Source organism: Sorangiineae bacterium MSr11367, assembly GCA_037157805.1.
GTDB classification, from domain to species: Bacteria; Myxococcota_A; Polyangia; order Polyangiales; family Polyangiaceae; genus Pendulispora; species Pendulispora rubella.
In genome coordinates, this window is the sequence record CP089983.1 from 3074203 (window position 1) to 3089569 (window position 15367).

Below are 15367 nucleotides of genomic sequence, written 5' to 3' on the forward strand. Positions count from 1 at the left end.
TCTCGAGAGCCCACGTGGGCCAAAGAAAGAAACGGCCGGAGGCGTCGCCGAGCGCGACCCCCCGCCAGGATGGGTGATACGGCCTTTGAAAGGGCAGCGAGGTTGCCCGTTCTTAGTGCCGGTGTCGATGGTTTTTTATGTGTGCTTGCCTTCCCACTTTACGATTTTCAGATCGAGCACGAAAATCGAATAGAGGACGGGAACGATGAGCAAAGTGACGAAGGTTGCGACGGTGAGTCCTCCAATTTGCGCATAACAGAGCGGCTCCCAGAGGGGGCCTCCCTCGACCGCCAATGGAAACAGCGCAAATACCGTAGCGGCCACCGTGATCAGCACCGGTCGCACGCGCAGAATGCCCGCGTCAATCAACGCGTCGCGCAGCGAATCGCCTTCCGCGTGGCGCTCTTCGATGAAGTCGAACAGCACGATGACGTGGCTGACAATCACGCCAATGAGGCTGATGATGCCCAAGAAAGCCATGAAGCCAAAGGGCGCATCCATGAGCGTCAGGGAAACCAGGGCACCGGCCACTCCGTAGGGAATGGCGGCAAAGAGGACCATGGGCTTCGTCGCGCTCTTGAATTGAATGACCAGCGCCAGAAAAATGCAGGCAATCGAAATCCCGAGGACGACGACCAGGTTCTTGAAGCCTTTGACCTGCTCCTCTTCTTCACCGGCTATTTCCAACGTGAAACCTGGCGGAAGCTCGGCGGACAACTTGGCCAGGGGCGCATGCACGTGCTTCATGATCTCCGAGGGCAGGGTCCCGCGCTCGGGCATGGCCGACACGGTGATGGTGCGGAACTGGTTTCGCCGCTTGATTTTCTCGGTGACCATCCCATACGTCACATTGGAAACCTGACGCAGCGGGACGCGCTGATTGGAAATGCTGCCTTGTACATACAAATTTTCGACATCGGACAGCGCAGCGCGCTCGGCAGCACGAAGGCGCAATACGATGGGGATCAGGTGATCGCGCTCGCGTAGGGTCCCCACGGCCAATCCATCGAGTGCGCCGGCCGAGGAGCGGGCCACGTCCAGATTGGTCACCCCGGCGAGGTTGGCTCGGTCGGGATCCACCTCCAACTTGACCTGGAAGCTTTCGTCACCCCAATCATCGCGTACGCGTTCCGTTTTGGCGGCCTCGCGGAAGATTGATTTCGCCTTTTCTGCAAACGTACGCAATGTGCCCATATCCTCGCCGGATATGCGCACCGCCACGGGGATGCCGACCGGTTTGCCATTTTCCAATTCGCGCACGTCGATGCGCGCGCCCGGCACCTCGCGCGACAAAGCTTGCTGCAAGGGCCCGATGATCTCGGCGGTCTGGTGCTTGTCGTAGACCTCCACCACCACCTGCGCGTAGTTGACCTGTTGTTGCTCCGGCACCACGGAGAACCAGAATCGCGGGCCGCCGCCGCCCACGAAGGTGGTCATCGTTTTCAAGACCTTTTCCGGCTTTCCACTTTCCCCTACGTGCGTCTTCTCGAACGCATCCAATGTGGTGCGCACGACCTCGTCCACCTTGCGAACCGCCTCGTTGGTTTCGCCAATGGGCGCGTCCTCCGGCAGCCAGACATCGATGTACGATAGGTAGGAAAGGTCGTGCGGGAAGAACGCATTCTTCAGGTGCTTGGCATATCCAAAGGCCACCACGAGAAGCGCGACCGATCCACCGAGGACCCACCAGCGGCGGTCGATGGCCCGACCGACGATGCGTTCGTAGAAGCGACCGAAGCCGCGCTGCCGTCGCTCGTGCATCGTCGGCTCGAGCTTCGCCGGAGGCTTGAGCAGATAATAGGCGAGTACCGGCGTGAAGGTGTACGAGACGATGAGCGATGCAATGAGCGATGTGGTGAGCACCACCGGTAGGGTGAAAATGAAATTGCCGACGTCGCCAGGTAGGGAGAGGAATGGCAAGTAGGCCACGATGTTCGTGATCGTGGCGAAGATGATGGCCATGGCCAATTTGGTCGGCCCGAGCCAGGTAGCGATCGTGCGCGGGTGACCGATTCCCAAGTTCTGCTTGATGGAGTCGCAGGCCACCACGGGATTGTCCACGAGCAGGCCCAGCGCAATGATGAGCGAGGCAATGCTGATTTGTTGAACGTCGATGCCCAGCAGCTTCATGATGCCGAAGGTCAACGTCAGTGTAATGGGAATGCACAAGGCGAGCATGAGCGCCGAGCGCCACTCCCAAAAGCCGATGAGGGCGACGACGACGACCAGCGCCACGGCCTCGAACAGGCTGCGCATGAACAGGTCGACGTTTTCCACGACCTGCCGCGGTTGATCACTGGTGCGCGCAATGACGAGGTCCTCGGGCAGCGAGTGCCCCACCTCGGCCAGGGCGGCGTCGACCTGCTCGCCGAAGTCCTGAATTTGCGCGCCCGAGCGCATGAACACGCCGAGCGTGACGGCGCGCGTGCGCTCCCATTGGCCCTCGGCGGCATTGGCATTTCCTGAAGGGCGCGTGCGCCGTGTGAGGCGATTCAAATACGACGGAGGGCTCTCGTAACCGCGGGTCACGTCGACCACGTCGCGCAGGTACATGGGCTGTCCGCCGGTCGAGGTGGCGACGAGCAGATTCTTCAAGTCGTCCGTACCGCGAAGCTCCCCCGAGGCATCGATGCCCAGGGACTTTCCACCGATATCGAGCACACCAGCGGGCGTGGTGATGTTGCGCGCGGCAAGGGCCTGGCTCAATTGATCGGCGGTGAGGCCGTAGCTGGCGAGTTTCTCCTGCGAGAAGTCCAGAAAGACCCGCTCGGGAAGCACCCCGCTGCGCGTGACCCGCGAGACGATGGGGACGCCCAGGAGCCGCTTTTGAATGGCATCGGTGAAGTCGTCCAGCTCGCGGTACGAGTACTTCGCCTCGGCCACCTCGCGAAGGCGCGTTTCCGTCTCCGCGGGGTCGAAGACGATGGCAGCGCGCCACACGTCGGGGTGAATCTCCGAGGTGCGCATGCGATCGCGCACGAAGGAAAGGGCGATGTCGCGGATCTGTCCTTCCTTGGCGTCGGTCTGGGCGTCGAGGCCCATGAAGCCGGGACCCTCGAAAAAGCGAATGTCGTGCGCGATGGCCACGTCGCTGTGAAGGCGTGCGTAATCGCCCATGGCCTGCACGGTGCGGCGCAGATCTTTCGGGTCCAAGGTGACCGGAAACGCGTAGACGAGGCTTCCTCGTTTGGCCTGGAATTCCGTCGGCGCGCCCGCCCGCGTTTCGCGAATGAGCCGCTCGATGGGCCGTGCCCGGAGCTGGATCTCGATGTCGTTCGCCCGCGGGCTGGCCACGGTGAGCATCATGTTGGTCGTGTCGCCGAAGTCGCGCAAATACTGAATGGGCGATGCGCCCTGCGGAAGGCGGCCATTGAGCGCGGCGAGGCGCAGTGCCAAGTCGTCGAGCTCTTTGCTGACGTCCTTCAAGCCTTCGATCAGCGTGATGGTGATGACCGCCACGCCCTGGCGAACCGTGGATTCGATCTTTTCGATCTTCTGGTTCTCTGCGATGGTCGTCTCCATCTTGCGGACGATGAGATCTTCGATCTTCTCGGCGGTGGCGCCGGGCCAGGCGACGATGGCGGCCGAGACGCGCACTTGCACCTCGGGGTCTTTGCGCTTGGGCATCGCCATGTAGCTGAAAATGCCCCAGAAGATGGTGCCGATGAGCAGAACCCAGGCGACCGCGCGCGTCTCGACGAAGTAGCGTGCGATGTTTCGGGTGGTGGCAATACGTTGTTCGTCCGACTTTCCTTCGGTGCCGTGAGACATGATGGGTGCCTTTGGCTAGGGAAGAACGCGAATCGGAGATTTGTCGATGAGGAGCGTCGCGCCCATGCAGACGACGCGTTCTCCGCGTTGGAGCCCGCGGGTGACCTGCACGCCGTTGCCCAAAACGTCACCCAGCTCCACGTCGCGCAGATTGGCCATTTCGCGGTCACCCTCTTTGGTGGCCACGAATACCGAAAAGCCCCGCGGATTGCTCGGCGAGCGAACGATGGCGGTGAGCGGCAAGGCCAGCGCGGTCTCCTGAATGGCGCCCTCTGGTACCTTGAGCGAGGCGACCATGCCGACCTTCAATGTATCCTTGGGGTTGGGGACGGTAATCTCCACTTCGAACACGCGGCTCTTGGGATCGGCCGAGGGCGCGATGCGGGTGATGGTGCCGTCGAAGTCGGCCCCCAAGGCATCCACGCGGATGCCCAGGGTGGCACCCATTTTCAATTTTTCGATCAAGGTGTCGGGTGCACCGAATACGAATTTGACCTTCTTCGTGTCGGCGACGACGAATCCGACGGTGCCGGGCCCCACGAAGGTGCCGGCCTCGATGCCACGCTTGAGGACGACCCCATCGATCGGGGCGCGAAGGGTGGTGTCGCCCAGCAGAATCGTCGCATCGCCGACTTGGGCCTGGGCGCCTTGCACTTGCGCCTTGGAGGTGGCCAGCTTCGCGGTCATCGAATCCAATTCGGCAGGGGCGATGGCGTTGGTGGCCACGAGTTTTTGCACGCGATCGTAATCGATTTGCGCTTGCTTCTGATTGGCATTTGCTTGCGCGAGTTGGGCATTGGCTTGGGCGACCTTCTGCTGGTAATCGCTTTCACGAATCGACGCGAGGACGGTGCCGGCTTTGACGAAATCGCCCTCTTGGACTTTTCGCATTTTGCCATCACTGTCCTTCACTTGAAGAAGTTCGCGAATGTACCCTCCCACCTTGAATGCCAAATCGATCCGGGTGGCCGGTTCGATGCTGCCCGAATAACGAGCACCGCGCGCATCGGCGGGTGTCTCGACCGCGCGCACTTTGACCGGAATGGGCACATTTGCGCTGTTATTTGCGCCCTCACCACGGTGGCAGGCCGCGACGATCAACGCGGCAATGGGAAAGACCCATCGAATTGCAGCATGTGTAGCGTGCATATCGGCATCCCCTCCGTCGGTACCGATGGTACGGGAGATTCGAATGTTAGCGGACGATGATGCTGATCATTATACGTAGCTCTTCTGCGAAGTCGCGAAAAATGTTCCCGCGTACCGTTCAGTTAGAATGGGACATGCGTCACGTCGCCGACATGCACGATGGTGTTTCTCTGCCTCCCAGCGAGGCAGCTCTTTTGGAATCAGCGGCGTTTCTGCGCGCGTGATTTGGAGGGTTCGACCCGTAGGTAGCCGCGTCGGAGGAAGGTGAAGATCTCTTCGACGATGGTTTCCTCGGGGTGATCCCAACCGCGCAAGATGACCTGATACAGGAGCTCTTTGACGACGCCGAGGGTCATGATGGCGTACATGGCGGCGTCGCCGATTTCGACGATGCCCAGCTCCTGGCCGTCACGCAGGCTCTGTTCGAGGAGCTTGCCCACTTCGTCGTAGAAGGAGTGGAGGCGCCGGTCGAAGGCTGGGTCGACACCGAGGGCATCGGCGAGGAGGATCTTCGTGGTGGCGCGGTCCTCGAGCAAGATGCTGACGATGCGGCGGATGTTCTCCGAGACCTGGTCGGCCACGCTGCGCGCTTGGTCGTAGGGGTCGACGCGGACGATGTTCATCGCGAGCTTGGCGATGAAGCGATCGACGATCTCCTCGAAGATGGCCCGCTTGTCGGCGAAGTAGAGGTAGAACGTTCCGCGCGCCACACCGGCCGCGGTGACGATGTCCTCCACCTTGGCCGCGTGGTAGCCGCGTTTCGCGAACACGTCGCGCGCGTGAATGAGTAACTTTTGCCGGCGCTCGGACTTTTCCAACGGATCGAAGATACTAGCTTATCCGAATGGTAGAATGTGTGTGTCGGTGATGCGTTCCGTGAGCCACACGAGCGCGAGCGCGGCGACGATTCCGCTTGTGCCGAAGACGATGCGGCGTTTGGCCCGCGAGGGGTTCGTGAACCACTTAACGATGTAGCCCAGGGCGAAGAAGAGGGGGAGGACGACCAGGAGCTGCCCCAGTTCGACGCCGAGGTTGAAGGCGACCAACGTTTTTGCCAGGCCATGGGCGCGCAGTCCGAGCTCGCGCAGTTGGTTGCTGAAGCCAAAGCCGTGGATGAGCCCAAAGGCGAAGGTGAGGGTAGGGCGCCAGCGAAGCGATGGGAGCGAGACGCCGCGGGCCAGGATCAGGTTCTCGATGGCGACGAAGAGGATGGTCACGCAGATGGTGGGCTCGATGAAGGCCGCCGGCGGGCAGACGATGTCGAGCGCGCCCAGGGCGAGGGTGATGCTGTGCGCGAGGGTGAAGGAGGTGATCACCAGGGCGAGTTCGCGGAGGCTCGTGACCACGAGGACGAGGGAGATGACGAAGGCCAGGTGGTCGAATCCGGTCAGAATGTGATGCACGCCTTGCGCAACGAAGGCTGTCCACGTCTCGCCCGAAGAAGATGCGGTGCGATCGAGCCAGAGTTCCTCCGTCGAAGGACGAAAGACGTGGCCGACCGAGGGGCCCGACGGATCGAGGACTCGATGTGGGTTTCCTGGTGGACCGATACCGGGACCGAGTCGAACGTCGAATTCGGAATCGCGGAAGCTTCGCTGGATCGCAGTGCCACGGGATCGACGCAGGATCTCGGCGCGGCCTCGTACCATCTCGTGAAGCTCGACAACCTGTCCCCGGATACGCGCTATTGGTACCGCGTCAAAACCGGCACCCAAGTCTCGCGCACGTACCGATTCCGCACGCTCCCTCCGCCGGGCGACAAACAAGGCCACTTTCGTTTCCTCATCATCGGCGATCATCAGATTATCGATCAGCCGCGCCACACGAAGATGGTCGCCGCCGCGCGCGACAAGATCGTGGAGAAGTTCGGCGGGTACATCGAAGATGCGATTCGCCTCAACGTGAACGTGGGTGACCAAGTCGACGTGGGGAATGTCGAGCATTGGCGCAATCTTCACTTCAAGCAATCGGCCTTGATCACGCCGTACATTCCCACGACCACCATCGTCGGCAACCACGAGACGTATTACGATACGGATCTCGCGCTGTACAAGCAGCTCTTCGCCTATGACGCATTGGAGTACGCCGGCATCGCCCCGCCCGCCGCCGATGTCGAAAAGTATTACGCGCTTCGCGCGGCCAATCTGCTCTTCATCATGACCGATACGGAGCATACGTCGACGGAGCAGGCCAGCTACGTGGAGCGCTTGGTGGGCCATGCGTCCGCCGACACGGGGGTCGATTGGAGCTTCACGCTCGGGCATCGCCCGTATCAGGCCGAGCAGTACGTCGGTGACATCTCCACGTGGATGCGCAACATCGTTGCGCCCATCCTCACCAAGACGCCCAAATCGGTTTTCGTCGTCGGTGCGCATCATCATCTTTACGCGCGCGGCCAGCTTCGCAACGAGCCGCTATACAACCTCATTTCGGGCGGCACGGCGTGGGACCAATATTGGGGCCAGTCGAACGAAACGGATTTCGACGACGTGCAGAAGACCATCGACTTCTGGCCTTACCAGATCGTCGACGTCGATCAGGCGAAGGGCGACGTTTTCAACGAGACGTACGCCATGGGGAGCCCCAAGCTCGGTTATTTCCCCAGTACGCTCATCGATTCCTTCCACCGGCGCAAGCAACAGGCCGCGCCGCAGAAGCCGGCCATCCAAGAAGCGCCGACGGCGCCGGTCACCTTGCCGTTCACGTTTCATAGCTCGGCGTACGCGAGCCCGAGCCAGGAGCCAAACAACAGTACGCAATTTCAGGTCGCGCCCACGGCGGCGTTCACCTCGCTCGAAGTCGATTCGTACCGCGATTACGAAGACCTATTTGGAACGACGGGCGAAAGCGGCACGCCGAAGTACTGGTGGGTCGACAAGAACAAAGACGTCGACATTTTTTCTATGTCGATGGGCAGACGCCCGGCCCGACGCCGTCCACGGCCTGGACGTACTCCCCCACCGCGTCGGGGACCACCTCGTTCGCGCTCCCGGCGAGCAATCTCTATTGGGTGAACCTCTTCGAGAACGATGGCTACAAAGAGCTCGCCAAGCGCGCATCGTTTTATTACGGCGACATTCCCGTTCTTCAAACGACCGCCGCGAAATACGATGTCGGGCAGACCGTCACGGTGAAGCTCGCGGGCGGGCCCGCACTGGCCAAAGATTGGGTCGGCATTTACAGGGCAGGGCAAACACCGGGGGCGGGGACGTCGGCCACGGCGTGGTCCTACGCGCAATCGGCGGCGGGGAACTTCGACTTCGCCAGCTTGCCCAAGGGATTCTACTTCGGGGGGCTATTTCCTCAAAGACGGCTATTTCGAGCCGGGGAGTCGCGTCGCGTTCCAAGTGGGCAATCTCGTCGCCTCGTTGTCGGCGTCGGGAACGTCGTTTCCGGCCGGATCGCCGGTCACGTTCCACTTTGCCGACGGGCCTGCGACCCCCAAGGATTACGCTGCCGTGGCATCGACAAGGCGGGCGTCGAGGTCGACTTTCGTCCCTTCGTGGCGGACCAGCCGTTCAAAGTCTTCTTGCTCGGGATCTTCTTCGCCGACGGAAAGACCCAGGCTCATACCTTCACGGGCGCGCCCATTTGGGTACACCCCGAGGCCTTTCGCGAACCCGCGCGAGCCGACCGCCTCTCGCTATTCCCCGCGCTCTTCCCCCCGCCGTCGTCATTGAACGAGAAGCCAGCCAGGTGGAGCGGTTCACTGTACATACACGCCGCGATCGCCGCGAGCCTGCTCGCGTTCATCGCATGGGCCGCCATCACGCTCATGGCGCGGCGGCGCACCACGAGTAGCCACCCCGCTTAACTCGCCAGCGACTCCAGCACGATGATGTCGTCGACGCCGAGTTCCTCGACCTCGTCCTCTTCGACCACGATGGTATGCGTCGGAAGGCTCTCTCCGGCGAGCTCCCGGCCACCAGGGGCGAAGACACCGCTCTGCGGATGCACGCACTCCTTGTCGAAGGAGACCTTGCGGCAATATTCGCAGACGGACAGCCTGCAGCGGTAATCTTGCGGCCGCATCAGATAGTCGGCCGCGAAGAGCGAGAGCACCCGGTCGGACAGGCGCAGCGACTTGTGGTTCATCGCCACGTACATCACGCGCCCGTTTCCGATCTGGAGGGTCGCCACGTGGCCGGCGCGGACGCAATCCTCGGCGAAGGTTGGGTCGCCCGTGAGGATGTGGTCGAGCGCGTCGGTCACCTCGTTGCGGACCCGGTCCACCAGATCCGTGACCGTCTCCTTGGCGACGGTGCCCTGATGCTTCGGAACACCACCACCGTGACCCCGCAAGGTTGCGAACTGGTAGGATTCGACCAACCACTCCGCGAGGTCGCGCTTGTTCCAGCGCCGGGTCTCTAGAAAGGCGACGCCGGCATCGCGGCAAGCAGCAGCCACCTCCGCCGGGTCGAGCGATATCCGTTCGAGTTGGGAGAGAAGCCGCTGCATGGTCACCTTGTAAGCAAGGCACGTGCTACGTGACATCGCGGCGATGGATCGCCGCAACTTGGGGTCGGAGAGGGCGCCACCATAGCAAGATTGCGCCGGGATGTCGGCATTACCGTGCAACTTTCACATCCGGCGGCCGATACGACGGCCGGATTGGAGCGTCGCAGTGGCCGAGTTGGAGCGTCGCCTTGCTGGAGTCGTCCCCCAACGCCGTAGCTTCGCCACCGCACCCATGCAGCCTCGACGCCGCACCCGAAGCCCACGCGCAGGTCATCCGTCGCGCCCGCTGACACGCGTGTCAGTCGGAGGGGGAATGCATTTGACTTGCGCTTTGCTACTCCCCGGCACGAGGATACGGGCTGGGAACTGACACGCGTGTCCAGGCTGCACCGGATCGCGCAAGCGGGAGAAAGCAATGGCGGGAGCAGGCCGACAGCTTGTCATTGGGATGGACGTAGGCTCCACGACGGTCAAAGCCGTCGTCGTCGACGCCCAAACCAAGGAAATATTGTGGAGCGACTACCAGCGCCACCACACGAAGCAGCCCGAGTACGTGCTCGCGATGCTCGAGACCATCCTCGGCGCGTTTCCGGAGGGGAGCACCGAGACGCCCTGGAAAATGTTCCTCACCGGCTCGGGGGCCGGCCCGCTCTGCGGGCCCACCGGCGGCAAGTTCGTCCAGGAGGTGAACGCCGTCTCCCTCTCCGTGGAGCACCTCCACCCGGACTGCGGCTCGGTCATCGAGCTCGGCGGGCAAGATGCGAAGATCATCATGTTCAAGTCGGGGCAGGACGGCGAGAAGACCGCCACCGCCTCGATGAACGACAAGTGCGCCTCCGGCACGGGCGCCACCATCGACAAGTGCTTCCTCAAGGTGAACGCCCCGTCCGAGCTGGTGACGACCCTGCGCTTCGACGACTCGAAGCTGCACCACGTCGCCGCCAAGTGCGGCGTCTTCGCCGAGACGGACATCGTCAACCTGATCAAGAATGGCATTCCCGCGACCGAGGTGCTCTGCTCCTTGGCCGACGCCATCGTGCTGCAGAACCTCAGCGTTCTAACGCGCGGCGGCACCCTGAAGCACAAGGTCTGCCTCCTGGGCGGGCCCAATACGTACCTGCCGTTCCTGCAGGATTGCTGGCGCCTGCGCATCCCGCAAACGTGGGACGAGCGCGGCTACGATTACCCGAAGGACATGCCGGTCGAAGAGCTCATCTTCGTTCCGAACAACGCGCAATACTACGCTGCCCTGGGCGCGGTGCTCTACGGCCTGCACGAGGATGCCAGCATCGGCGTGCTGGACAGCACCCTCAAGGGTCTGCGCGATTACATGACCACGGGCCGCAAGGCGCGCCTGGGCGAATCGGCGGGCCCTCCGCTCTCGAAGAACGAAGAAGAGCTCCTGCAGTTCCGTGAGTTGTATTCGATTGCCAAGTTCCAGCCGATGAAGCTCGAACCGGGCTCCCTCGTGAAGGGGGTTATCGGGTTGGACGGCGGCAGCACCTCCAGCAAGGCGGTGTTGGTCGACTACGAGTCGGGCGAACTCATTTGCAAGGGATACCAACTTTCCAAGGGCAATCCCATCGTCGACACCAAGGACCTTTTGAAGCAGCTCCGCGATTACGTGGAGGTCGATCAGGGCGCAACCCTCGAGGTCATGGGCTTCGGCGCCACGGGCTACGCGGCCGACGTTCTGCAAGAGTGCGTCAACTCCGACGTGAACGTGGTGGAGACCGTCGCTCACATGATGAGCGCCGTGCACTTCTTCGGCGACGTCGACGTCATCTGCGACATCGGCGGGCAAGATATCAAAGTCTTGTTCATGAAGAATGGCGATATCGCCAACTTCCGATTGTCCAATAGCTGCTCCGCCGGAAATGGCATGTTGCTCCAGGCCACCAGCGATTCGTTCGGTGTGCCGGTCACGCAATACGCCGACGTGGCCTTCAAAGCCGAACTCGCGCCGAAGTTCTCTTACGGCTGCGCGGTGTTCTTGGATACGGACCGGGTCAATTTCCAAAAAGAGGGATTCTCCAAAGAGGAAATGCTCGCCGGCCTTGCCCAAGTGCTGCCGAAGAACGTGTGGCAATACGTGGTGCAGATCCCGCGCCTCGCGGCACTGGGGCGAAGGTTCGTGCTCCAGGGCGGCACGCAATACAACTTGGCCGCGGTGAAGGCGCAGGTCGACTACATCAAGGAGCGCGTGCCCGAGGCGGAGGTGTTCGTGCACCCGCACACGGGCGAGGCCGGCGCCATCGGCGCGGCGATGGAGACCTTGCGCGTGGTGAAGCGCAAAGGCAAATCCAGCTTCATCGGTGTCCAGGCGACGTTGGACCTGGAATTCACCACGAAGAACGACGAAGAGACGGTGTGCCACTTCTGCGAGAACGAGTGCAAGCGCACCTTCATCGACACGCGCCGCCCCGACGGCACGACCAGCCGCTACATCGCCGGTTTCTCGTGCGAGAAGGGCACCGTCGAGTCGAAGGAGGCGATGCTCGCGCTGGTGGCGGACCGCAAGAAGATCGCGCAGCAGTTCCCCAACATGGTCGACTACGAGTCGAAGCGCGCCTTCATGCACTTCTACAAGGGCGTGCCCATGCCGGAGGACAAGTCGCCCATCCGCACCACCGAGGTGAAGAAGGGCATCTTCGGCACGCGCCGCGTGGAGACGGTTCGCCCGTTCAACCGCGCCAGCGAGGAAGTCTGGCAAAAGCGGCGCAGCGTGCGCATCGGCGTTCCGCGCGTGCTCAACGTCTACTCGACGGGGCCGTGGATTCGCGCGTACTTCGAGGCGATTGGCATTCAGCGGCAGAATATCGTCTTCAGCGATGCCACCACCGAGGAAATGTGGGTCGAGGGTGGCAAATACGGCTCGATTGACCCGTGCTACCCGTCCAAGGTGGCGCAGGCGCACATCCACCATTTGCTGTTCCACCAGCACATGCCGGATAAGAAGAAGCCGCTCAAATACATCTTCTTCCCCATCCTCACGCACGTGAATTCCTTCGTGGCCGACACGATGGACAACGCGTGCTGCCCCATCGTGGCCGGCGCGCCGGACGTCATGAAGGCGGCGTTCACCAAGGAGATCGACTTCTTCAAGCAGCGCGGCATCGAGTACTTGGACCCGGCGCTGTCGTTCGCCGAGCCGACGCTCATGGCGCGCCGCATGTTCGAGACGTGGGGCCCGCGCCTCGGGGTGACCGAAGACGAGAACGAGCACGCGTGCCGCGAGGCCTGGAAGGCGCTCACCGAGTTCGATCGCGACGTGGAGGAGAAGGGCCGGGCCATCCTGGAGACGGTGGAGCACGAGGATCGGGTCGCCATTCTGATGATCGGGCGGCCGTACCACTCGGATCCGGGGCTCAATCACGGCATTCCGGAGGAGTTCCAGGTTCTTGGCTATCCGGTTCTGTCGATTCGTTCGATTCCGAAGAGCCGGGAGTATCTGGACAAGTATTACAAAGAGGAGCTGGAGAAGGGGACGATCAAGACCCCGCTCGAGCTCAATCACGTGTGGCCGGAGAACTACTCGGCCAACAGCGCGCAGAAAGTGTGGGCGGCGAACTTCGCGGCGCACCATCCCAACGTGGTCGTGCTGGACCTTTCGTCCTTCAAGTGCGGTCACGACGCGCCGACGTACGGCCTCATCGACTCGATCATCGAGACGAGCAAAACGCCTTACGCCGCGCTCCACGACATCGACGCGAACAAGCCGGGCGGGTCGATCAAGATCCGCGTGAAGACCTACGCGCACGCGCTGAGGCTCCACGAAGAACGCTTGCAAGATGCATCCAAGCGTCGCGAGGAGTTGATGCACGCGCTCGACAAGAAGAAGCTGATGCTGCTCGAGCTGCGCAACGAGCAGATCGCGGCGCGCCATCGCCACAACGGCGACCCGGCGCTGCTCGCGGAAATCGAGGCGCTGCGCGCGAAGGTTCGCGCGTACGAGGCACCGCCGGCGCCCCCGGCTCGTGCCGAACCGCCTTCGGGCGTGGTGCAGCTTGGAAGAAAAACCGCAGGCGGGGTGGTTCGGATCCCGACGAAGCCTGCACAAATCGAAGAACAACCGTTTCTGATGGCGCAAGAAGGGGAGTAACGAACATGACCACGAATTACGAAGTACGGCCGAAGGCCAAGCTCCCGGTGATTGACGTCGAAGCGGAACTGCGCCGTTTCGAAGAAGAAGAGCGCAAGCGCCTGGGACTCGACCAACAGACGGACCAGTGGCTCGAGGAAATGGCCGGGCTCACCTTCACCAAGTCCGAGCGTGCGCACATCACCATGCTGATCGGTGGGTTGACCCTCGCGCACGACTACCTCATCGAGGGTGGTCTCAAGGGCGTTGGGTACAACGTGCAGATGCTCGACGCGCCGAGCAACGCCGCGCTGCAGTTCGGTAAGGAGTTCGGCAACCGCGGGCAGTGCAATCCCACGTATTTCACCGTGGGAAATCTGATTCAGTATTTGACGATTCTGCGTGACAAGTTCGGAATGAGCTCCGAGGAGATCGTCAAGAAGTACGTCTTCTTGACCGCCGGGGCCTGCGGTCCGTGCCGCTTCGGCATGTACGTGACCGAGTACCGCAAGGCGCTGCGCGATGCCGGCTTCGACGGCTTCCGGGTCATGCTGTTCCAGCAGACCGGCGGCTTGAAGCAAGCCACGGGCGAGGCCAGCGGCCTGGAGATGAACCCCACGTTCTTCTGGGCCATCATCAAGGGCATCGTAGTGGGCGACGTGCTCAATGCCATCGGCTACCGCCTGCGCCCCTACGAGCTCACCGCGGGCGATACCGATCGCGCGATCGAGCAGGCGAAGAAGATCTGCTACGCGGCGATGGAGAAACGCACGAACATTCTGCTGGCCCTCTGGAGCTGCAAGCCGCTGTTCGAGGCGATCAAGGTCGACAAGACCTTGCCCAAGCCCAAGGTCAGCATCATCGGCGAGTTCTGGGCGATGACCACCGAGGGAGACGGCAACTACCAACTCCAGCGCTTTTTGGAGAGCGAGGGCGCCGAAGCCGATATCCAATTGGTGACGGCGTGGATCCTTTATACGATCTGGGAAGCGCGGCGCGACACCATCGAGCGCAAGGACCTGAAGGCGCAGGACACGGCCAAGTTCGGTCTGGGCGGCTTGGGCACGTTCGGCGCGATGAAGAAGATCCTCGCGGTGACGGCGGCGGACAAGCTGGTGCGCGTGCTGTTCCACACCTTCGCGTATACCGGCGGGCTCTATGGCTACCACCTGCCGGACATGGACGTCATCGCGAAGATTAGCCACGAGTATTACAACAACGACCTTCGCGGCGGCGAAGGGCACATGGAAGTTGGAAAGCTCATCATGAACGTCACGCACGCGAAGGCGCACATGACGCTCAGCGTGAAGCCGTTCGGCTGCATGCCCAGCGCCGGCGTTTCCGACGGCGTGCAATCGGCCATCACCGAGAAGTTCCCGGGGACGATTTTCTGCCCCGTGGAGACGAGCGGCGACGGCCGGGTCAACTTCTATTCACGCGTGCAGATGTACCTCTTCAAGGCGAAGCAGGCCGCCCTGAGCGAGTACGAGCGCGTGCTCGAGGAGAAGGGGCTCACGCGCGAGCAAATCCAGGCCTTCCTGGACGCGACGCCGAGCTTTGCGAGCCCGCTCTACAAGGCACCGCACCGTCACGCAGGCAACGCGGCCGATCTCGCCGCCGAGGTGGCGTCGCACATCACGCAAACGCGCTGGGAGCGTTTGCGCGATCGGCTCAGCGTGACGGCGCGCAAGAGCCAGGAGCTGGCGCAGAAGTCGCCGCACATGGTCATCAAGATGGTCAAGGCGGCGGCGGAGAATGCGCCGGCCGTGACGGAGCGCGTGAAGCAAGACATCCTCGCCTTCACCGAGGAGAAGAAGGCAGCGCGTCGCGCACGCGCCGAGAAGAAAGAGTCCAATCCCGTGGTAGCCGACGCGGCGGAATAACGTACCAGCTGAAATTCGTAACGGC

The 15367-nt window shown here is 62.2% G+C and carries 9 protein-coding genes; 4 read left to right on the forward strand and 5 right to left on the reverse strand.

Annotated elements, in window-relative coordinates; translation table 11 throughout:
* Positions 1–135: 135 nt before the first annotated feature.
* From LVJ94_12360 to LVJ94_12375, 4 genes are all read right to left on the reverse strand, one after another.
* Positions 136–3771 carry an efflux RND transporter permease subunit gene (locus LVJ94_12360; protein ID WXB08021.1) on the reverse strand — a complete coding sequence of 1212 codons (3636 nt, stop codon included), beginning with the start codon at positions 3769–3771 and terminating at the stop codon, positions 136–138.
* Positions 3772–3786: 15 nt separating this feature from the next.
* Positions 3787–4920, reverse strand: a complete 1134-nt coding sequence (locus LVJ94_12365) for an efflux RND transporter periplasmic adaptor subunit (protein WXB08022.1) — start codon at positions 4918–4920, stop codon at positions 3787–3789.
* A gap of 200 nt (positions 4921–5120) precedes the next feature.
* On the reverse strand, positions 5121–5738 hold the full coding sequence (locus tag LVJ94_12370; GenBank protein ID WXB08023.1) for a TetR/AcrR family transcriptional regulator: 618 nt from the start codon (positions 5736–5738) through the stop codon (positions 5121–5123).
* 18 nt (positions 5739–5756) lie between these two features.
* The gene (locus LVJ94_12375) at positions 5757–6323 is read right to left on the reverse strand and encodes a HupE/UreJ family protein (GenBank protein WXB08024.1); all 567 of its coding nucleotides are present in this window, start codon (positions 6321–6323) and stop codon (positions 5757–5759) included.
* Positions 6324–6446: 123 nt separating this feature from the next.
* Here LVJ94_12375 and LVJ94_12380 point away from each other — a divergent pair, with 123 nt between their 5' ends.
* Together LVJ94_12380 and LVJ94_12385 are read left to right on the forward strand one after the other, a co-directional pair.
* On the forward strand, positions 6447–7934 hold the full coding sequence (locus tag LVJ94_12380; protein WXB08025.1) for a fibronectin type III domain-containing protein: 1488 nt from the start codon (positions 6447–6449) through the stop codon (positions 7932–7934).
* Positions 7931–8734: a hypothetical protein gene (locus LVJ94_12385; GenBank protein WXB08026.1), complete on the forward strand. Its 804-nt coding sequence runs from the start codon at positions 7931–7933 to the stop codon at positions 8732–8734. The genes LVJ94_12380 and LVJ94_12385 overlap by 4 nt, the downstream gene beginning before the upstream one ends.
* Here the strand turns inward: LVJ94_12385 and LVJ94_12390 are convergent.
* On the reverse strand, positions 8731–9378 hold the full coding sequence (locus tag LVJ94_12390) for a hypothetical protein (GenBank protein ID WXB08027.1): 648 nt from the start codon (positions 9376–9378) through the stop codon (positions 8731–8733). The genes LVJ94_12385 and LVJ94_12390 overlap by 4 nt on opposite strands.
* A 448-nt stretch (positions 9379–9826) precedes the next feature.
* Here LVJ94_12390 and LVJ94_12395 point away from each other — a divergent pair, with 448 nt between their 5' ends.
* The gene (locus tag LVJ94_12395; GenBank protein ID WXB08028.1) at positions 9827–13480 is read left to right on the forward strand and encodes an acyl-CoA dehydratase activase-related protein; all 3654 of its coding nucleotides are present in this window, start codon (positions 9827–9829) and stop codon (positions 13478–13480) included.
* Between the two features lie 5 nt (positions 13481–13485).
* A complete protein-coding gene (locus tag LVJ94_12400) occupies positions 13486–15342 on the forward strand; it encodes a 2-hydroxyglutaryl-CoA dehydratase (protein ID WXB08029.1) in 1857 nt (618 codons plus the stop codon).
* The last annotated feature ends 25 nt before the right edge of the window (positions 15343–15367 follow it).

Bases quoted from the DNA above. Each gene is read 5' to 3' on its own strand.
- LVJ94_12360 (WXB08021.1), bottom strand. From the start codon at position 3,771: ATGTCTCACGGCACCGAAGGAAAGTCGGACGAACAACGTATTGCCACC.
- LVJ94_12365 (WXB08022.1), bottom strand. From the start codon at position 4,920: ATGCACGCTACACATGCTGCAATTCGATGGGTCTTTCCCATTGCCGCG.
- LVJ94_12380 (WXB08025.1), top strand. From the start codon at position 6,447: ATGTGGGTTTCCTGGTGGACCGATACCGGGACCGAGTCGAACGTCGAA.
- LVJ94_12390 (WXB08027.1), bottom strand. From the start codon at position 9,378: ATGCAGCGGCTTCTCTCCCAACTCGAACGGATATCGCTCGACCCGGCG.
- LVJ94_12395 (WXB08028.1), top strand. From the start codon at position 9,827: ATGGACGTAGGCTCCACGACGGTCAAAGCCGTCGTCGTCGACGCCCAA.
- LVJ94_12400 (WXB08029.1), top strand. From the start codon at position 13,486: ATGACCACGAATTACGAAGTACGGCCGAAGGCCAAGCTCCCGGTGATT.